Source organism: Kibdelosporangium aridum, from assembly GCF_900176515.1.
GTDB lineage: Bacteria > Actinomycetota > Actinomycetes > Mycobacteriales > Pseudonocardiaceae > Kibdelosporangium > Kibdelosporangium aridum.
The window spans coordinates 497,445-516,688 of sequence record NZ_FWXV01000003.1 but is presented as its reverse complement, the minus strand read 5'-3'; the positions used below and the strand labels follow the sequence as shown (position 1 = coordinate 516,688).

The following is a 19,244-nucleotide window of genomic DNA, read 5'->3' as shown; positions in this document are numbered from 1 at the left end:
AAGAATGTCTTAGGACTAGTCGTAACCCACTAAGGGCTTCGGTGCCCACTCGCTGAGGCCCGCTATTGGTGTGCTCTCTTGACACACCTTCACCGCTGGGCCCAGAATGCGATGAGAGCGCTCTCACCGGGCATCCCCTGCGCCCGCGAATCCCAAGGGTCAACGACGTCTCGAGGGAAGGTAGTCATGGCGAGACATGGTCGGAAGGTCAGGGCGGTCGCGCTGACCGGCGCCCTGATCGGCTCCTTATTGATCCACTTCGACGCCGCACAAGCCGCCCTGCCCCCGCCGCCCGCGGGGTGGACGCAGGTGTGGGCCGACGACTTCACCGGCGGCGCGAACACCCTGCCGAACGAGAACGACTGGATCATCGACACTGGTCACTCCTACCCCGGCGGTCCGGCGAACTGGGGCACCGGAGAGATCCAGAACTACACCCGCAACACCTCGAACCTCGCGCACGACGGCGCGGGAAACCTGCGCATCACCCCGCTGCGTGACGGCGCCGGGAACTGGACGTCGGCGCGCATCGAGACACGCCGTGCCGACTTCAAAGCACCGGCAGGCGGTGTGCTGCGGATCGAAGGCCGGATCCAGATGCCGAACGTCACCGGTCAAGCCGCGCTGGGTTATTGGCCCGCGTTCTGGGCCCTTGGCGCGCCGTACCGCGGCAATTACTGGAACTGGCCGTCCATCGGCGAGTACGACGTCATGGAGAACGTCAACGGTATCAACGCCGTATGGGGCGTGCTCCACTGTGGAGTGAGCCCGGGTGGTCCGTGCAACGAGACCACGGGCATCGGGGCGAGCCGGGCTTGCCCTGGCGCGTCGTGCCAGTCCGCGTTCCACACGTACCGCTTCGAGTGGGATCGGTCGATCAGCCCGAACCAGCTGCGGTGGTACGTCGACGGCCAGCAGTTCCACCAGGTCAGCCAGAACCAGATGGACGCGGGTACATGGAACAACATGACCAGCCACGCCGGGTACTTCATCCTGCTCAACGTGGCGATGGGCGGCGCTTTCCCGAACGCGCTGGCCGGTGGAGCGACTCCCACTGGTGCCACGGTTCCCGGACGGCCGATGCTCGTCGACTACGTCGCGGTGTACACGCGGGGTGCTGGGCCGCCGCCGACCCCACCGCCCACCTGCGGTCCGCTGATCTCCCGGAACCGGCCGGTGACGGCGTCCAGCATCGAGAGCCCGAACCAGGCTGCGGCGTTCGCGGTCGACGGGAACACCGGCACCAGGTGGTCCTCGGCGCACAACGAACCCAACTGGCTGCAGATCGACCTCGGCAGCACCCAGCAGATCACTCGGGTCCGGTTGAACTGGGAGGTCGCCTACGGCAGGGCGTACGCCATCCAACTGTCCACAAACGGTTCAACGTGGACAGACGCGTTCACCCAGTCCTTCGGCTCCGGCGGGGTCGAGGACCTGAACGTCTCGGGCTCGGCCAGATACGTCCGGATGAACGGGATATCCCGCGCGACACCGTACGGCTTCTCGTTGTGGGAAATGGAAGTGTTCGGAGCATGCGCCTAGTGTGGTGAGGTGGATGATCTCCGGGAACTGCCGAAGGCGAACCTGCACCTGCACCTGACTGGTGGGATGCGGCAGGCCACGCTCGAAGAGCTGGCCGCGGTCCACGGGTTGACTGTGCCTCCGCCATTGCCGATGGGGGAGGCACAGCTGTGGGAAGCGTTCCAGGAACGGTATGACGCGAGGCGTGCCGTGGTCCGGAGCGCCGAAGTCATCCACCGCATCATCACCGAGTCGATCGAGGACAACCTCGCCGACGGGTGTACGTGGGTGGAGATCCAGCTGGATCCCACCTCGTACGCACCGCTGCTCGGCGGATACGACCCCGTGGTCGAGGTTGCGCTGGACGCGATGGAAGGCAAACCCTGCGGCCTGATCATCGCGTCCAGCTGGGCCAAACCCGGCGACCACGCGACCATGCTGGCCCGGCTGGCGACCCGGTATACCAAAGTGGTCGGCTTCGGTCTGTCCAATGACGAACGCCGCGGCCGGATCGACGATTTCGTGGAAGCGTGCCGGATCGCCACGGACGCCGGCCTGATGTCGGTGCCACATGGCGGTTTCTACGAAGACGCTTGGCACGTCCGGGCATGTGTCGACGCTTTGCGCGCCAACCGAATCGGACACGGCATCACCGCGATGCGCGACCCTGACACGCTAGGCCATTTGGCCGAACATCAAGTGGCCCTTGAGGTTTGCCCGACGTCCTATCCGCCACTTGGCGTAGCGTCCTATGCGTCGCTGCCGATCCGTGAGGTGCTCGACGCAGGCGTCCCGGTGGCCCTCGCATCCGATGACCCGCTGTTGTTCGGTGCGAACGTCACCGATCAGTACTCGATCGCCCGGGAGATGATCGGCCTGTCCGGCGAGGAACTCGCTGCGATCGCCAAGCATTCCATCACGGTTTCGGCTGCTCCGGACGACATCAAGCAGAAAACGCTCGCAGGCGTCGAAGCGTGGTGTGCCCGAATCCCCTGACGCCGTCCTTGGGGGATTCATGAAGCGTCGGCTCATGGTCTGTTGTGCTGAAAGAGGCCCGGCGGTTGTCGTTCACCGGAACTCCGCTATCCGGTAAGGCGCTAGTTGATCAGCGGAAACCGTTGTGAGACCTGTGTTGTGCACGTTCGTGCGGGCTGCGGTAGATCATGAACCCCGGTGATCGGCTGATTCCGCTGGGTGTACTGTCCCGAAACCAGATGCTGTTCACCGACACTCGGTAGGCGACCGAGGTCTTGTCGTACAAGCGCTGGCCGGAAATAGGGGACCATGGTTCGCGTTCTGATTGTGTGCGCGTTGTTGGTTGCTGGATGCAGTACCGCGGCGCAGGAGCAAGCGCCACCGCCGCCACCGCCGGCGGACCACGCGCGAGCTGTGCCGATGTCGAGCGGGGAAGCGCTCAGCTACGTCCATTCGGACACGGCATCCCAGGTGCTGTGCAACGCTTTGCCGGATGAGCGGTTGCGCGACGTGCTGAACTCCAACATGGTTTTCCGCGAGCGTGTCAAGGGAACGTGCCGTATCTCCGACGAACGCAAGACCACGATCGACCTGACCCTGCAGGCCGTGTGGGACAAGTTCGCGCCGGCCCAGCAGGTCGGCGGCAGGCCCGCTCAGGTCAATGTGAACAACAAGGTCGTCATCGACGTCAGCATCGCCGAGACCGATGGCTACCGCTCAGCCAGCAAGCGGACGCCGATCCTGCGCGCGCAGGCGGCCGCCAACCTGGAGTCGACGGTCCGAGGCCTGCTCGAAGAGCTCGTTCCGGTGCTGGCAAGGCAGACCGACGATCTGCCCGATGTGGACGATGACGGCACCATCGCCTTCGCGTCGACGCCCCTGAACGCCGGGCAGTTCATCGATCTGCCGAGGCCGGTGCAGGTCCTTCAACTGTGCACGGTCGCTGAGAACACGCTGGGCTTCGACGTGGTCAAGGCGATCGAGAACGGCACGTGCACGCTCCGCAAGCCGGACGGCACGACGTTGGCCCTGGTCGTGGTCGACAGCGTGGGATCGTCGGCGTTCACCGACCGGGTCGCCCGGCGGCCCGCGAAGATCACCGACTCCTCGGTGACCGTCCGGCTGCGCGACGACGCGATGCTCGACCTGATGATCGGCGACACCGATCCAGCGATCGCCGAGAAGCTCGTGCAAGCGCTTGGTCAGGGATAGGGGAAGGGCGGACGGCCGCTTCCGGTGATCCGGATGTTGCCCCAAGGGTCGACTTCGGTGAGCCGCCCAGCGCGGTCCTGCCCGCCCGGGATCCGGACAGTGACGTCATTCCGGCCGCTCTTGTGCGCCGAGGTGACGTCGGGATCCGCGAAGATCCGGCCGTACCAGCGATAGCTGCCGTCAATCGGCTGGAGGTGCCCCATCAGGTGCACCTTGACGTCGATCTGCGTGCCGTCGACGGTCAGGACGGCCGGGCCTCGGTGCGTCTCGTCGAGGTCGCTCTCGTAGGGCGTGAAGATGTAGTTGTGCGGGTCGGGCTTACGGCGGTACGAGATCCGTGCTTCCGGCCGGACCTCGATGCGTCTGGCGTCCTGCAGACCCATCATCCGCAGGCAGCGCGCGATGTACCGATAGTTGTTGTGCTCGAACACAAACGCGTTCGGACCGGGCACCGGGAAGCTCGTCACGATGACCCGTGCCGTTGTGGTTCGGCCATTCGGCGCAGTGACCGTCCACATGTCACACCGCGGGTCGAACTCGTAGCCGACGGCCTCGTCGAGCAACACCACCGCGAAACCGGGAAGCATGCGGATCATCCGGTCGGGCACGTCGATCAGCGCGACCTTCATGCGATGAAACCCGCCTGGCGCCAGCGTTCCCTGGCCTTGCCGCGGAAGATGCCCTGCTCGTCGAAGAAGCGGCGGAGCTTGTCGAAGCCCTCCTGCTTGACCTGCCGGTAGTGCGGGTTGGCCACGGCCTGCCGGTATGCCTCGTCGGCGTTGAGACCCGCGCGCGCGTAGATCCGGCGGTGTACCAACTGGTCGCTGAAGAACTGGCCGCCGAACCCGACCATCCGGCCGATGGTTTCCTTCTCCCACCAGGACGCGTACCGCATCCGGCGCGCCACGCCCTCGCGCGCCCACTGGATGTGCCGTGCCTCTTCCACGACATGGATGCGCATCATCCGCCGAACGACCGGCTGCATGCCCGGGTCGTCCATGATCTTGCGTTGCCAGGTGTCGAAGATCTCTTCACCGATCAGCGCACCGACCCAGAGGTGCAGACCACGCAGCCTGCGCGGGAGCGAGCTGGTGATCGCCAGCTGGGCTCGCGGCTGGCGGTAGTACCGTGCGCCGATCTTCTCGATCAACCTGCCGAACATCAGCATGTGGCGGCATTCGTCGCCGATCTCGGTCAACGCGTAGTGCGTGTGCCGCGAGGCGGGATCGGCGTCGAAGATCATCCGCAGCAGCGCCTGGTTGAGCACGTTCTCAAACCAGTGCCCGACGGACAGCAGGTTCGCCAGTTCCTGGCGGGACAGCTCGATCCGCTGCTCCGGCGTCATCCGATGCCACAGTGGAGTGTCGTAGAGCGCGGACAGGTTCGGCGGCAGGAAGTACTTGCCGTCCTCTAATGGGGCGTCCCAGTCGATGTCCACGGCGGAGTCGTACGAGCGCCGGACCGACCCGTTGAGCAACCGCTGAGCGTCCTGCTCGGTGTCCCTCATCGCGCACCCCTTTTACGTCTGCTCATCAAACGTAAACCCGATGGGTGCGCCCGGTCAACAGGCTCGATAAGCTGGGGTTATGGCGGAGTCGCTGAAGGACCAGATCCTTGATGCCGCTGTGGCCTGCTTTCTCGAGTGCCCGCCCGGCGCCCGGATCCACGCCGCGATCGCCGAACGAGCGGGCGTCTCCCGGCCGACTGTCTACAAGTACGTCGGCGACCAGGACGCCATCGTGATGGCACTGATCGAGCGGGACATCGCCCGGATGCACGCCAGCGCCGAGCCGATCGTGACCCAGCCGGGGACGCTCCGGCAGCGGTTCGTCGACACGATCATCATCGTCGTCGAGTACGCCAGGAACCACGCCTTGCTGCAGAAGGTGCTGCGCGAGACACCGTTGGCGGTCCTGCCATGGTTCACGGTGAACTCCGAGCAGGTCATCCAGACCGGTCTCGCCCTGTTCACGCCGCACGTCAAACAGGCCATCGCCGACGGCGAGTTCCCGGCGGTCGACCCCACTGTGATCGTCGAGTGGTGCTGCCGGCTGATCCTCTCGCTGATCACCACGCCCGGCACGATCCGGATCGACGACTCGGCCGCCCTGCGCCGTTATTTGGAGGACCTGCTGGACATCGGCCTGCCACGATGACGCCCATGGGCGAAACCAACGTCGAACAGTGGAAGTCATGGAACGGCGGCGAGGGCGATTTCTGGGTGGAGCGCGCCGACCGGCTCGACGAGGGCATCGCGAACTACATGGGGGCCTTCTTCGACGCGGCTGCCATCCAGCCGGCCGACAGCGTGCTCGACATCGGATGCGGCAGCGGCACAACGACCCGGACGGCGGCCGCGAGCGCCAAGCAAGTTCTGGGGGTCGACCTTTCCGGGCAGATGATCGCGTTGGCACGACACCGGTCCGACGGGATCGCGAATGTCCGCTTCGAACAAGCAGATGCTCAGGTGCATCCCTTCGCTGATGCCGAATTCGACGTAGCGATCAGCCGCAACGGGTCGATGTTCTTCGAGGACCCGGTCGCGGCGTTCACCAACATCCGGCGTGCGCTCAAGCCGGGCGGCAGGCTGGTCCTGCTCGCCTGGCAACCAATGGACGACAACGTGTGGCTCACGACGTTCCGGGCGATTCTGGCGGCCGGTCGTGACCTGCCGAAGCCGCCGCCGGACGGGGTGCACGCGTTCTCGCTGAGCGACCCGGACCGGGTCAAGGTCCTGCTGGGCAAGGCGGGCTTCGACGACGTCCGGATCACCGGGCTGACCAGGACGATGTACTTCGGCCGCGACCCTGAGGACGCGGCCGAGTTCATCGCGAGCCAGTTCCAGAAGTTGGTCGACGAAGAGCAGCGAGAGTCCGTGCTCGCTGCTCTTCGCGCCGACATGGCCCTGCATCAGACCGAGAAGGGAATCGAGTACGACTCCGCTTCCTGGCTGATCGAGGCTACTGGCTGAACTTGAACACCCAGGCGTGCTGTCCGGCTGCCTGCGCGGTCGGCGGCACGTCGATCACCAGCTTTCCGTTCTGCTTGCTCCACTTCAGCGGGCCGTTGTAGCCGAGCAAGGTGAGCCTGTCGCCGTCCCTGACCGGCACGGGCGCGTCCACGACGACCTGGTTGCCCGGCTTGTCGAGGGACGTGATGTAGAAGGCCTCGTTCTGCTTGACGGTGAACCGCAACTGGCCTTGCGCGGCCATTCGCGACCAGTACGTCGTGCCGTAGATCGACTCGCCGTTGGTCTTCAGCCACGCGCCGGTCTCCCGCAGCCGGGTCTGCATGATCTCCGGGATCGAGCCGTCCGCGCGTGGGCCGATGTCAAGGAGGAAGTTGCCGTTCTTGCTGGTCACGTCGACAAGCGTGTCCACAACCTCGTCGGCGGTCATGTACATGCTGTCCGGCGTGGCCTTGTTGTAGCCGTAGGAACGCGGGTCGAGGCCGCGGCTGGCCTCCCACTTCTTGACCACAGTGTCCGGATAGGTGGTGTACTCCGGCGTTGTGTAGTCGTGGGTTGGAATTCCGCAGCGGTCATCGACTGTGACGTCCTTCGGGTTCGGCCGGTTCTTGGCGCGGTTGAAGTAGTCCGCGAGCACGGTCCGGCTGTCGTTCGCACCACCGATGTCGCACCAGATCACGTCCGGGTCGTACTGGTGGACGATCTCACGCATCTGGGGCGCCTGGTAGTCGTGGACGAAGTCCCTGCCGGACTGATAGCCGGTGTAGGGCTCATCCGCTCCGGTGTAAGGGTTCTTCGGTCCGTGGCCCATCCACGGACCGTCCGGGTTGTACCACTCGGGCATGGAGAAGTAGAGCCCGTTGCGCATCTCCGGGGTGTACTTGCGGGACGCGTCGAACAACTCCTTGACCAGGTCCCGTTTCGGGCCGAGGTCGACCGAGTCACGACCGGACACTTTGGAGTCGTACAGCGCGAAACCCTCGTGGTGCTTGGAAGTCAGTACGTAGTACTTGGCACCGGCCTCTTGGAACAGTTGTGCCCAAGCCTTGGGGTCGTACTTGTTCGCGGTGAACTGCGGGATGAAGTCGTCGTACTTGAAGTCCTTGCCGTAGGTCTTCTCGTGGTACGCGTGGACAGCGTTGTTCTTGTCCTCCATCCACCGCCAGTACCACTCGGCGTATTGCTCGCCGGGAGGCGACCACGCGGGCACGGAGTAGATGCCCCAGTGGATGAAGATGCCGAACTTGGCGTCGTCGAACCAATACGGCGACTCGTGCGTGACCAGCGAGGCGTCGGTGGCTTGGTAGTCCTTGACGCCGAGCGTGAACCGGACCGGTTGCTCGGCCTTGAGACGCCGTCCTTGCGCGACAACCTTTCCGTTCACAATCGTGTCCACTGGTGCGCCTGTGCGCACAATGCCGATCCGCACGCGCGCTTCGTCACCGGGTGCGAGCCTGCGGATCTGTGCAGGCCTGACGGTTCTGGCGCCGAACACGTCAACGGTGACCTGCACCGCGTCCCGTTCGGTGATCCATTCGTCGCCGAGGTTGGTGACAGTCGTCTCGACGGACTGCTCGCCGTTTATCAGCTTTGTCGTTGAGCGGCTTTGCCGTAGCGCCAATGCTTTGCCTTTGGCCGCGGGCTGCGCGGTCATCGCGAAGATGTGCAGGCTCGCCTGGTTGGGCTGCGGTGGTTTGGTGGTCGGCAGGGTGAGGGCGACGGCTTCGCGGCTGGCGTCCAGCCAGATCTGCGCCGTGGAGATGGACACTTGGTGCTGGTCAGTGCCGCTTGGGCTGTAACGGAACGGCGCGGAGATCGGGCCGTTCGTGCTGTACCAGTCCGGTCCGCCGATGGATGCGGTTGTTGTGCCGCCGTCGGCGTAATGCACGGTCGCTGTACCGGAGGCCATGCCGTAGCTGCCCGCGACGAGGAAGTGCGCCGCGTGGTAGCGGCCGCGGGGGATGTTGACGCGCTGGCCCAATGCGATGACGTTGTTCTTGGTGTTGGGTGCGGCGCTGGGGAACGCGTAGGGCACGCCGTCGACTTGGATCTGGCCGCTGGGCAGGCCCTCGGCGGGGAAGGTGTAGCCCGAACCGTCGAAGTTGCCGTCCCGGGCTGACGCCGAGTCGATCCCGTCGTTGTCGAAGTACTGGTCCAGCGGGACCGTGACCGGGGCAGGGATGCTCGGTTCCTGGGCGACGGCGTTTGTCGTGCTCGCGAGCAGGGCGGCTAGGGTCAACAGGGCCACCGCCGGTCTGGGTCGTGTTCGCCGTGTTCGCATTCACACTCCAGTGGGTGCAGGAACCCGTCGCAACATCCGACGTTTCCCCCGATCTCGGGGCATCGGTCCCTCGCGTTGCGGCGGATCGCGCGGTAGTCATCCGATGACTTGATGCTGCTTGGCTGACCAGTGATCAGTCAAGACCTACGGGTTCGTGAATCGATGAGTTTCGGCGCGGCGACCGGTCTACACGCCTGGAGGTGACCGATGGCGAAAATGCTCTACTCGGTATCGATGTCGGCGGATGGCTTCATCGCGGGGCCCGGCGGCGACATGCAATGGCTGACGGACTATCTCGGCCCCAACCCCCTGATCGACAACCTGATCGGCGACGTCGGCGCGATCCTCGCGGGCAACCGAACTTTCGGCGGAGACGACCCCTACCGCGAGACACCGCAGGAGGGCGAAGCCTTCGGCGGCGGCTGGTCAGGCCCTCAATTCGTACTGACCCACAAGGCTCCTGCCAGGCCTGTGCCCGGCGTGACCTTCGTGCACTCGATCGAAGAGGCCGTGGCGAAGTCCCTCGCGGCCGCGGGGGACAAGTATGTGAACGTCCTCGGCGCCAACGTGGCCCACGGCCTGATCGAGGCCAAGGCCTTGGACGAGGTGCTCACGATCATCACGCCGGTGATGCTGGGCGACGGAGTCCGCCTCTTCGACCACCCCGGCGGAACCCAAGTGAAGCTGGAGAGGACCAAGACATCAGCGGTCGAGCACGCGGTGAACATCTGGTACCAAGTGAAGTACTGACCAATGGCCAAGGCAGAACCTCGCCCACCCGAAACTGTCAGACCCTTGCGATAACGTGAAATCAAGGGCTCCCCTGATGGCAGGATTTGTCGCAGAACACGCCGCAGGTGCAAGGCAAGGAGCGAACATCTCTGCCGCCGAGCGAAGTGCCGAGTTGCGAAGAAGCCCCGCCCGCTCGCTGGTCCAAGAGCAAAGTGCCCAGCGCTGGAAGGTGCGGAGCACGCACCGTGGGGGGTTTGGGGGGCTCGGCCCCCCAAAATAATCCGAAGCGACCCGGCGAGCCGACAAGCGAAGCGCAGTCGGCGAGCAGGGTCGCCCAGAGCGGAGGTGCTCGGATGGCCGGAGCGCCGCCAGTTGTCCCGGCCATCCGAGCGGTCTGTGCCGGACTTAGCCGCCGGAGTACACGATGTCCACGTGCAGGATCCGGTCGTTGTTGGCTTGTCCGTCCTTGTCTGTTGTCGTGGTCAGCCAGATGTCGCCTTGTTGGTCGACTTCCACTGTCCGCAGGCGGTTGTACGTGCCTTGGAAGTACTGCTGTTGCTCGACGAGGTTGCTGCTGGCGTCGATCCGCATGCGGTAGACGCGTTGGCCGACCGTTGTCGCGACGAACACGTGGTCGTTGATGATGGTCAGCCCGCTTGGCGACGCCTGGTTGGTCGGCCAGGTCTTCTTCGGTGCGATGAAGCCACCGCAGCTTCCGCTTGTCCCTTCACAGTTGGGCCAGCCGTAGTTGCCGCCCCGCGTGATCAGGTTGACCTCGTCCATGATCGTATTCCCGAATTCCGCTGCCCACAAACGGCCTTGTGAGTCGAAGTCCAGGCCTTGCGGGTTGCGGTGTCCCTTGCTCCACACCGCATTGCCGAACGGGTTGTCCGACGGGATCGTGCCGTCGGCGTTGATCCGCAGGATCTTTCCGTTGAGGGAGCTGTTGTTCTGTGCCTGGCTGGCGTTCTGCGCGTCGCCGGAGCTGATGTACAGCTTGCCGTCCGGGCCGAACCGCAGCCTGCCGCCGTTGTGGAACTGGCTCTTTCCGATGCCTTGCACCAGGATCTGGTACGTGCTCTGCACGAGCTGGTTGTTCTCGTACTTAATCCGGATGACGCGGTTGCCTTCGTTGGCCGTGTGATAGACGTACAGCCAGTGGTCTGTCGCGAATGTCGACGCGACTTCCAGGCCGAGCAGGCCGCCTTCACCGCCGGTTCCGACTGCTTGGTTGATCCGGCCGGCGAGGGCGCGCTGGCCCGACTCGGTCAGCCGGTAGATGTTGAAGGAGTTGCGTTCGGCGAACAGGGCCGAGCCGTCCGGCAGGAACACCAGGCCCCACGGAACATCGACGCCACTGGCCAATGTGGTCACGGTGCCGGGGTTCGGCACACCCGACGGGCCGCTGTTGGACGGTGTCACGGTGATCTCGTTGCTGAAGGCGGAAACGTTGCCTGCCGCGTCCCGTGCGCGAATCTTGAAGCGGTAAGCCGTGCCCGCGGTCAGGCCGGCAACGGTCGTGCTGGTCGCCGAGCCGTCCGCAGTTCCACTTTGGACGTCGTCGCGGAAGATCTCGTAGCCGGAGACACCGACGTTGTCCGTCGACCGGGTCCATGCCAGGTCCACAGTGGTCGCTGTCTTGCGTGGCGAGTTCAGGTTGCCGGGAACCGTGGGGGCCTGGTTGTCCGGCGGGGCGGGGCTGGTTCGCACGAAGATGATGTTGCTGCCCGGCGAGACGTTGCCTGCCGCGTCCTTCGCGAACACTGCCCACTGGTACTCGGTGTCCGGCGTCAGGCCTTCGACCGTGGTGGCAAGGACGTTGCCCGCCACGCTCTTCATCAGCTGGCCGTGCTGGTAGACGTCGTAGCCGGTGACGCCGATGTTGTCGGTCGCCGCGTTCCACGCGAGCGAAGTCGTGTTGTGTGTCGTGCCGGTGGAGCGCAGGTTGGCTGGCGCGCTCGGCGCCTGTCCGTCCACAAGGGACACGGTGAGCTTGTCGACGTTCGGCCCGCCGTTCACGGTCGTCGACGTCGCGCGGATGGTCAGGTTGCCTGCGGGAACGTTTGCCCGGACCGTGGCGGTCTGCCAGGTCGTCCACGCGCCAGTTCCGTTGAAGGCCTGGTTGTTGGCCACTGTGACACCGTTGACGGTGATGTTCATCGGCCGGTTCACGCCTGTGCCGTTGGCGAATCGGAACGTGAGGTCGGCCGGACCGGCCGAGGTGTTGGGGACAGTCCACTCGACGTAGCTGCCGACCAGGTTGTCGTAGTTGACGAAGCCACGGCCGGTGAACCCGGCGTGGTTCGACTCGACGACACCTTGGGAGATGGTCGCGTCTTCAGCTTCGTGCTCAGTCGCGGCGTTCGCGATCGGTGCGCCGGCAAGCGCGGTGGCTAGTACTGTGACGCACGGTAAGACCGCACGCCACAACGGGCGAGGTGCCACGGAGGCCTCCTGTGCAGGGGATACGGGGAGGTACAGCGGCGGCTATATGTTAAGACTTTGTTTAAGACCTGAATTCAACACGAGGATCGTAGCCTGTCAATGCCCTGTCCCAGCGGCCGGGGCACGACTTTTTCAGGTGAGTGAACCGGACATGGCGTTTCCGCCGGTCAACCCTGTTTTCGCTGGTTGAAGCCGATTCGGCGAGTCTGCCTCAGCGGATGACCAGCCCCGCTGACATCAGTGACTCCTCGACGCGCAGCCGTTCAACTTCCAAGGGCGTGCCGGTCGGCAACTGGTCGAGCCGATGCGGGACGTCGATCGCGCGGCATGCCTGCATCAGCAAGGCGTCGTACGCATGCAGTGCGCCAGTGCGGCGGATCATCGGTGTTCCTGGCCCGTAGCCGACGATGATCCGGTGGACCCGGCGCAAGTCCGCGGCGACACGCTCGATTGGCGGGTTGGTGGCGACCGGGTCGGACCGCCGCAACCGGCGGGCCAGTCGTGGCAGGCGCAGCAGTGCCCAACACGCTGCCGTCGGTGCTATCGCGATCATCAAGTACAGCAGCATGTTCGTGACTGGCACTTCGCCCGACGCGGGCATGGATCCATCGTACTTCGGTGGACAACCCGTATCTTCACTAAGTTGTGAAAAGTGTGTAGCTTGTGAAGCATGTCTGGGGAACTGGTGGGGACCTGGCGGCTGGTGGGGCACAACCTGCGGCAGGACCGGGTAAGGGCAGCGGTGTGGGCGATCTTCGTACCCGCGCTCGTCCTAGGTACGGCCAAGCAGTATGAGCAGGCGTTTCCGACGCCGCAGGCGAGGGCGGAGTTCGCCGCGGAAGCCAAGGGCAACTCCGCTCTCACAGCGCGTTCACGGGCCAATTGCACGGGGACGGCCTGGGCAACCTCGCCTTGTGGAAGATCGGCGACATCGCCCTGACGCTCGTGGGATTGATGGTTGTTCTCATGGTCATCAGGCACACCCGAGCAGAAGAGGAATCTGGCAGCGTCGAACTTCTACGCGTCGGACGGTTCGCGCTGCTGACTGCAAGCGTCATCGAGACGGTTGGGTTGAGCATCCTGATCGGGTTGCTGTCAGCCGCGTCGCTGGCTGGGTTTGGCGTGACAGGAGCATTGGCTTTCGGGGCGTCAGTTGCCGCAGTGGGTTGTGTTTACGCGGCCGTGGCCGCTGTGGCGGCACAACTCACCGAGCGAGCGAGGACAGCGAACGCCATCGCAGGAGTTGTTCTCGGCGTTGGCTACGTGCTCAGGTTTGTGGCTGACGGCAGCGGTGTCCTGTGGCTCAGGTGGTTGTCGCCGACGGGCTGGGCTCACCTCGTTCAGCCGTACGGCGGCAATCGGTGGTGGGTTTTGGCTGTGCCCGTTGGGTTTGCGATCTTGACCGCCGCAGCGGCCTACTGGCTGGCGGCGCACAGGGACTTCGGGGCCGGTGCCGTTGCGGCAACGCCCGGGCGCGCGGGTGGGCGCACGAATCTTCCGTGGCGGATCCATCGCGGCCAGCTCATCGGGTGGACGGCGGCTTTTGTCGTCGTCGGTCTGGCCACGGCGAGTGTTGCCGGCGGTATGCGGGACATGGCTGACCGGTCCGGCACGGTCGCGCAGGAATTCTTCAAGCGCTACGCCATGACACCCGACGCCGACGTCGCGGACGCTTTCATCTGGCTGATCATTTTGAGCTTCGGCTACATCGCCGCGTTGTACCCAATGCTGGCCGTCTTGCGAATGCGGACCGAGGAGACCACCGGCCGGGCCGAGCTCACCCTGTCCACGGGGCTCAGCCGGATGCGTTGGGCGGCACAGCATCTGACGTTCGTCGGGCTCGGCGTCGCGGTCATGATGCTGGCCGGTGGGCTCGCCGTCGGCCTGGTCTACGGCCGGCTTGCGTCAGTCCTCACTGCCACCGCGTCCCTGATCCCGGCGGTCTGGATCCTTGGTGCGATCGCGGTGTTCGTCTTCGGCGCCTTGCCGCGGCTGGCTGTGGCCTGCGTGTGGACGGTTTTCGTGATGCTGAACGTCTTCGGCGAGGTGCTCGGACCGATCCTCGGCGTCGACTACTGGCTGGCCAACCAGGTGGTCCCGTTCCACCACCTGCCGAAGATCCTTACCGGCGCCGCGTTCGACGCCACGCCGCTGATTGTGTTGACGGCCGCGACCGCGTTGATCGCCGGAGCTGGTCTGATCAGCCTCAAGCGGCGTGACCTCACCGCGTGATCAGTTGTCGGTCTTCCGCCTCGACACGATCATGCAGGAGGCGACGGTGCCCGCGACCAGCGCGCTGAAGATGAGCATGAACGCCCCGGTGATGATGCCCAGCAAACCGAGAGATCCCGCCACGGCCAGCACAACCGACTGTGGCACGGCCGACTGGCGTTTCACCGGACCCGAGCGCAGGGTGCGCGCGAGTTGCGGGTCGTCTTGCTCGAACCACTCCTCGATCAGACGGAGTTGTCTGCGCTCATAGGGCGTGAACATGCTGGCTCCCGGCGTCGTCCCGATGACGCCCGGGTACCCCGAAAAACCGCCGTTCTCACCCGCTCAGCGTGTCGAGCACCTGCTGGCCGTACTTGGCGAGTTTGTTCTCGCCGACTCCGCTGACCCGGCCGAGTTCCTCGAGCGTCTGTGGTGATGACGTCGCGATCTCCCGGAGTGTTGCGTCGTGGAAGATCACATACGCCGGAACGCCTTGTTCCTTGGCTGTTGCCGCGCGCCAGGCCCTGAGCCGTTCGAACAGCGGCTCGGCCTCGGCGGGCAGCTCGACGGCCGCTTTCTTGGCGGTCTTGGCGGCGGCTTTGGTGACTTTCTCGCGCCGCAACAGCACCGTGCGTTCCTTGCGGAGCACCGAGGCGCTGGCGTCGGTCAGTACCAACGTCCCGTAGTCGCCTTCGACCGCGAGCAGCCCTTGGGCCAGGAGTTGCCGCGCCACGCCACGCCAGCCGCTCTCGGACAGTTCCTCACCGATGCCGAATACCGTCAGCGTGTCGTGGTCGTGCTGGATGACCTTCGCGGTCTTGCGGCCGAGCAGGATGTCGATCACTTGCCCGGCCCCGAACTTCTGCCGCCGCTCCCGCTGCAGCCGGTAGATCGTGGACAGCAGCTTCTGCGCGGCGATCGTGCCGTCCCATGACTCGGGCGGCGTCAGACACGTGTCGCAGTTGCCGCACGCCGTGGACTCCTGCCCGAAATACGCCAGCAGCTGCACCCGGCGGCACTCGACGGTCTCGCACAACGCCAACATGGCGTCCAGGTGCTGACTTTGCCGACGGCGGTGCGCGTCGTCGCCGTCGGACTGGTCGATCAGCTTGCGCTGCTGCACAACGTCCTGCAGGCCGTACGCCAGCCATGCGGTCGACGGCAGGCCGTCACGGCCCGCGCGCCCGGTCTCCTGGTAGTAGCCCTCGACCGACTTGGGCAGGTCGAGGTGGGCGACAAACCGGACATCGGGCTTGTCGATGCCCATACCGAACGCGATGGTCGCGACTACGATCAGGCCGTCCTCGCGTAGGAACCGTGCCTGGTTCTCGGCACGCGTCCGTGAGTCGAGCCCCGCGTGATACGGCACCGCGTCGATGCCGTTGGCGACTAGGAACTCGGCCGTCTTCTCCACCGAGGAACGCGACAGGCAGTAGACGATGCCCGCGTCACCCTTGTGCTCGGTACGCAGCAGGTCCAGCAACTGCTTCTTCGGCTCGGCCTTGGGCACGATCCGGTACTGGATGTTCGGCCGGTCGAAGCTGGCGACGAAGTGCCGGGCGTCATCCAGCTTGAGCCGGGACGCGATCTCGGCGTGGGTGGCCTTGGTCGCCGTGGCGGTCAGCGCGATGCGCGGCACCTTCGGCCAGCGTTCGTGCAGCTCGGACAGGCCGAGGTAATCGGGGCGGAAGTCGTGCCCCCACTGCGCCACGCAGTGCGCCTCGTCGATCGCGAACAACGCGATCCGGCCACGGTCGAGCAGGTCGAGCGTCGCGGGCACGCGCAGCCGTTCCGGCGCCAGGTAGAGCAGGTCCAGCTCGCCCGCCTGGTACATCGCCTCGGTCAGCCTGCGTTCCTCGAAGTCCTGCGAGGAGTTCAGGAACCCGGCCTGAACGCCGAGCGCGTTCAGCGCGTCCACCTGGTCCTGCATCAACGCGATCAACGGCGAGATGACGATCCCGACACCCGGCCGCACCAGCGCCGGGATCTGGTAGCAGAGGGACTTGCCACCACCGGTCGGCATCAGCACGAGCGCGTCGCCGCCGCTGGCCACGTGCTCGACGATCGTCTCTTGCTCGCCGCGGAAGGAGTCGTAACCGAACACCCGGCGCAGGACCTCCAACGCCGGGCTCGCGGTCTCGAGCGAAGCCACCCGGTGATCCTAGACGGCTGTTGCGCCGGGCTTGCGGGCGATGCGTAGAACTGCCTGTAGAGCGACGTCCAGTGGTTGAGGAGACGCACGTGAACGCATCGGAAGCCTGGCGGCATCTCGAGCCGAAGATCGAAGCGGTCGGCCAGCGGATCAAGCAACTCGAGTGGGACTCCAGTCGCCGCAACAACTTCGTGCCGTACACAGCGGACGGCAACACCCCGTACGTCCTGCTTGAGGGCGAGCGTCTCCTCATGATGTCCGGTTACGGCTACATCGGGCTGAACGGCGATCCACGAGTCGTCACCGCGGCGAAAGCCGCCATCGACGAGTACGGAACAGGTACTCCGGGTGTGCGTGCGCTGGCGGGCACGATCCCGTTGCACGAGGAACTGGAAGAAGAGGTCGCGCATTTCCTTGGCAGGGAGAGCGCGGTCGTGTTCAGCTCGGGATACGCGGGCAACGTCGGCACGATCGGCGCGTTGTGCGGTCCCGGTGACACGATCTTCCTCGACAAGCTGGACCACGCGTCCATTGTGGACGGAGCGCAGCTGACCGGCGCCACGCTGACCCGCTTCCGGCACAATGACCCCGCTCACCTCGACCGCAGGCTGGAAGCAACCGAGCCGGGCGGAACCCGGCTGGTCATCGTGGACAGCGTGTACTCGATGGACGGCGACATCGCGCCGTTGCCGGAACTGCGCGAGGTGTGCGACAAGCACAACGCGCTGCTGATGGTGGACGAAGCGCACGCACTCGGTGTGATCGGCGCGACCGGCCGCGGTATCGAGGAACACTTCGAGTACAAGGTGAAGGCCGACATCAAGGTCGGCACGCTGTCCAAGGCGATCCCGGCCAACGGTGGCTGGATCGTCGGCTCGAAGCCGTTCATGGACTACGTCAAGCGCTTCGCCCGGCCGTTCCTGTTCTCAGCGGCACTCGCGCCCGCCCAGGTCGGTGCGGCGCTGGAGTCCCTGCGGATTCTGGACCGCGAGCCGGAGCGTGTGACGTACGCGCAGCGCGAGTCGGCGCGTTTCCGCAACATCGTGAAGCAGGCAGGCTTCAACACCGGCGACAGCGAGACCGCGGTCGTGCCCTTGATCGTCGGCTCGGACCAGAACGCGTGGGACTACGCCACCGCGCTGCGCAAGGCAGGCGTGATCGGTCTGCCGGTGATCAGCCCGGCCGTGCAGCCAGGCCTCGCGCGGCTGCGGATCGCGATCACCGCGGCGCACAGCCGCGCGGACATCGACTTCGCGATCGACTCGTTCATCAGTGCGGCGCGGCAGACCGGGCTGCTGTCATGATCGCGATCACCGGCCTCGGCGTGGTCAGCCCGGCAGGCTCCACAGTGGACGACTTCTGGTCCACCCTGCTGGCCGGGAAGTCCGTGGCGGCACCGTTCGAGGTCGAGGACAAGGCGGACAACGACTTACCCCGCTTCGGCTGTTCCGTGCGTGGCGTTGCCGAGCTGAACCTGGTCACGGCCAAGGAAGCCCGCCGGATGGACCCGTTCGCCTGGTATGGCGTCTCCGCGGGCCTGACTGCTTACGCCGACGCTGGTTCGCCCAAGCCTGACCCGGGCCGTACGGCCATTGTGGTCGGCAACGCGGTCGGTGGCAGGCGGACAACGGACAAGGATGCCCGTAACTACTACCTGTTCGGTCCGCAGCAGGTGAACCCGTTGCTGCCCTTGGTAAGCATGCCGAATGCTTGTGCGGCTACGTTGGCTATGAAGCTGGGGTGGCGTGGTCCTGCCATGACAATCGCCACGACGTGTGCCGCTGGGGTGGACGCGATCGGACAGGCCGTGTTGATGCTGCGCGCCAACCGTGCCGACGTGGTTCTGGCCGGTGGCGCGGAATCGACGGTCAGCCCGTTGACGTTGGCGGCTTTCGGCAAGCTGAACGCTGTTTCTGGCCGGCATGACGCACCCGACAAGGCGTCGCGCCCGTTCGACAAGGACCGCGACGGCTTCGTGATGGGTGAGGGTGCCGGATTCGTTGTCCTGGAACGCCTTGAAGACGCTCAGGCCCGAGGTGCCCGAATCCACGGAATCGTGGCGGGCTACGGCTGCACAGCCGATGCGTACCACCTGTCGATGCCTTTGCCTGATGGCGCGTCCGCGATCGGTGCGATGACGCAGGCGATCACGGACGCAGGGTTGCAGGCGTCGGACATCGTGCACGTCAACGCGCACGGGACTTCGACTCCGTTGAACGATCGTGCCGAGGCCAATGCGCTGCACAAGGTTTTCGGCCCGGGCGGGCCGCCGGCGACGTCGACCAAGGGAGTGATCGGGCACTTGATCGGTGCGGCAGGTGCGGTCGAGGCGATCGCGACGGTGCTGACACTGCAGAACGCCGTGGTACCCCCGACCGCGAATCACGAGGAACTGGAGCCAGGGATGGAAATCGACGTGGTGCACGGCAGCCCACGCCCGATCACCCCAGGCCCGGCCCTGTCGAACTCGTTCGGTTTCGGCGGCCACAACGCCTGCCTGGTGGTCACCCCACCCTGACCCCGACCCCCGCCCCGATCCCGCCGTGTCCACCTTTCAAGCACCCCGTGTCCACCCTTGCCGCACACCGTGTCGACCTTTGCGGCACACCGTGTTGGCCACTCCGGCATCGTGAAATTCCCCGAGGAAGCGCTTGGGGAATTTCATGGTGCTGGAACGTGCGACTCGATGTGCCGGAATGGTGGACACGGGGTGCCGGAATGGTGGACACGGGGTGCCGGAATGGTGG

At 65.4% G+C, this 19,244-nt stretch carries 17 protein-coding genes; 10 read left to right on the top strand and 7 right to left on the bottom strand.

Annotation, left to right across the window (positions count from 1 at the left end; translation table 11 throughout):
• The first annotated feature begins 186 nt into the window (after nucleotides 1-186).
• The 3 genes from B9C43_RS21390 (at nucleotide 187) to B9C43_RS21380 (ending at nucleotide 3,708) form a co-directional block, all read left to right on the top strand.
• Complete coding sequence (locus B9C43_RS21390) at nucleotides 187-1,542, top strand: galactose-binding domain-containing protein (protein WP_084428649.1); 1,356 nt, start codon at nucleotides 187-189, stop codon at nucleotides 1,540-1,542.
• A gap of 9 nt (nucleotides 1,543-1,551) precedes the next feature.
• Nucleotides 1,552-2,517 carry an adenosine deaminase gene (add, locus tag B9C43_RS21385; protein ID WP_200825631.1) on the top strand — a complete coding sequence of 322 codons (966 nt, stop codon included), beginning with the start codon at nucleotides 1,552-1,554 and terminating at the stop codon, nucleotides 2,515-2,517.
• Between the two features lie 399 nt (nucleotides 2,518-2,916).
• Complete coding sequence (locus B9C43_RS21380; protein ID WP_143446492.1) at nucleotides 2,917-3,708, top strand: hypothetical protein; 792 nt, start codon at nucleotides 2,917-2,919, stop codon at nucleotides 3,706-3,708.
• Here the strand turns inward: B9C43_RS21380 and B9C43_RS57580 are convergent.
• Nucleotides 3,699-4,337, bottom strand: coding sequence for a DUF4873 domain-containing protein (locus B9C43_RS57580; protein WP_200825630.1), 639 nt, complete (start codon nucleotides 4,335-4,337; stop codon nucleotides 3,699-3,701). The genes B9C43_RS21380 and B9C43_RS57580 overlap by 10 nt on opposite strands.
• Entirely contained in the window at nucleotides 4,334-5,215 is an 882-nt protein-coding gene (locus tag B9C43_RS21370) for an AurF N-oxygenase family protein (RefSeq protein ID WP_033381341.1), read from the bottom strand. The genes B9C43_RS57580 and B9C43_RS21370 overlap by 4 nt, the downstream gene beginning before the upstream one ends.
• A 79-nt stretch (nucleotides 5,216-5,294) precedes the next feature.
• Between B9C43_RS21370 and B9C43_RS21365 the strand changes: the two genes are divergently transcribed.
• Together B9C43_RS21365 and B9C43_RS21360 are read left to right on the top strand one after the other, a co-directional pair.
• The gene (locus B9C43_RS21365) at nucleotides 5,295-5,864 is read left to right on the top strand and encodes a TetR/AcrR family transcriptional regulator (RefSeq protein WP_033381340.1); all 570 of its coding nucleotides are present in this window, start codon (nucleotides 5,295-5,297) and stop codon (nucleotides 5,862-5,864) included.
• A 5-nt stretch (nucleotides 5,865-5,869) separates the two neighbouring features.
• Nucleotides 5,870-6,679: a class I SAM-dependent methyltransferase gene (locus B9C43_RS21360; protein WP_235038750.1), complete on the top strand. Its 810-nt coding sequence runs from the start codon at nucleotides 5,870-5,872 to the stop codon at nucleotides 6,677-6,679.
• Here the strand turns inward: B9C43_RS21360 and B9C43_RS21355 are convergent.
• Nucleotides 6,669-8,915, bottom strand: coding sequence for an alpha-L-fucosidase (locus B9C43_RS21355; protein WP_235038749.1), 2,247 nt, complete (start codon nucleotides 8,913-8,915; stop codon nucleotides 6,669-6,671). The genes B9C43_RS21360 and B9C43_RS21355 overlap by 11 nt on opposite strands.
• 249 nt (nucleotides 8,916-9,164) lie before the next feature.
• Here B9C43_RS21355 and B9C43_RS21350 point away from each other — a divergent pair, with 249 nt between their 5' ends.
• Nucleotides 9,165-9,707: a dihydrofolate reductase family protein gene (locus tag B9C43_RS21350; RefSeq protein WP_084428645.1), complete on the top strand. Its 543-nt coding sequence runs from the start codon at nucleotides 9,165-9,167 to the stop codon at nucleotides 9,705-9,707.
• 387 nt (nucleotides 9,708-10,094) lie between these two features.
• Here the strand turns inward: B9C43_RS21350 and B9C43_RS21345 are convergent, their stop codons facing one another.
• Entirely contained in the window at nucleotides 10,095-12,134 is a 2,040-nt protein-coding gene (locus tag B9C43_RS21345; protein ID WP_235038748.1) for a PQQ-dependent sugar dehydrogenase, read from the bottom strand.
• Between the two features lie 211 nt (nucleotides 12,135-12,345).
• Nucleotides 12,346-12,735, bottom strand: coding sequence for a hypothetical protein (locus B9C43_RS21340; RefSeq protein WP_084428643.1), 390 nt, complete (start codon nucleotides 12,733-12,735; stop codon nucleotides 12,346-12,348).
• Between the two features lie 69 nt (nucleotides 12,736-12,804).
• Between B9C43_RS21340 and B9C43_RS55705 the strand changes: the two genes are divergently transcribed.
• Together B9C43_RS55705 and B9C43_RS21335 are read left to right on the top strand one after the other, a co-directional pair.
• On the top strand, nucleotides 12,805-13,074 hold the full coding sequence (locus B9C43_RS55705) for a hypothetical protein (RefSeq protein WP_143446491.1): 270 nt from the start codon (nucleotides 12,805-12,807) through the stop codon (nucleotides 13,072-13,074).
• A gap of 26 nt (nucleotides 13,075-13,100) precedes the next feature.
• Entirely contained in the window at nucleotides 13,101-14,366 is a 1,266-nt protein-coding gene (locus tag B9C43_RS21335) for an ABC transporter permease (protein ID WP_143446490.1), read from the top strand.
• Here the strand turns inward: B9C43_RS21335 and B9C43_RS21330 are convergent, their stop codons facing one another.
• Together B9C43_RS21330 and recQ are read right to left on the bottom strand one after the other, a co-directional pair.
• On the bottom strand, nucleotides 14,367-14,627 hold the full coding sequence (locus B9C43_RS21330) for a DUF3040 domain-containing protein (protein ID WP_084428641.1): 261 nt from the start codon (nucleotides 14,625-14,627) through the stop codon (nucleotides 14,367-14,369).
• A 55-nt stretch (nucleotides 14,628-14,682) separates the two neighbouring features.
• Complete coding sequence (gene recQ, locus B9C43_RS21325) at nucleotides 14,683-16,497, bottom strand: DNA helicase RecQ (protein ID WP_084428640.1); 1,815 nt, start codon at nucleotides 16,495-16,497, stop codon at nucleotides 14,683-14,685.
• An 89-nt stretch (nucleotides 16,498-16,586) separates the two neighbouring features.
• Between recQ and B9C43_RS21320 the strand changes: the two genes are divergently transcribed.
• Together B9C43_RS21320 and B9C43_RS21315 are read left to right on the top strand one after the other, a co-directional pair.
• Nucleotides 16,587-17,801 carry an aminotransferase class I/II-fold pyridoxal phosphate-dependent enzyme gene (locus B9C43_RS21320; protein ID WP_033381335.1) on the top strand — a complete coding sequence of 405 codons (1,215 nt, stop codon included), beginning with the start codon at nucleotides 16,587-16,589 and terminating at the stop codon, nucleotides 17,799-17,801.
• Complete coding sequence (locus B9C43_RS21315) at nucleotides 17,798-19,015, top strand: beta-ketoacyl-[acyl-carrier-protein] synthase family protein (protein ID WP_084428639.1); 1,218 nt, start codon at nucleotides 17,798-17,800, stop codon at nucleotides 19,013-19,015. The genes B9C43_RS21320 and B9C43_RS21315 overlap by 4 nt, the downstream gene beginning before the upstream one ends.
• The last annotated feature ends 229 nt before the right edge of the window (nucleotides 19,016-19,244 follow it).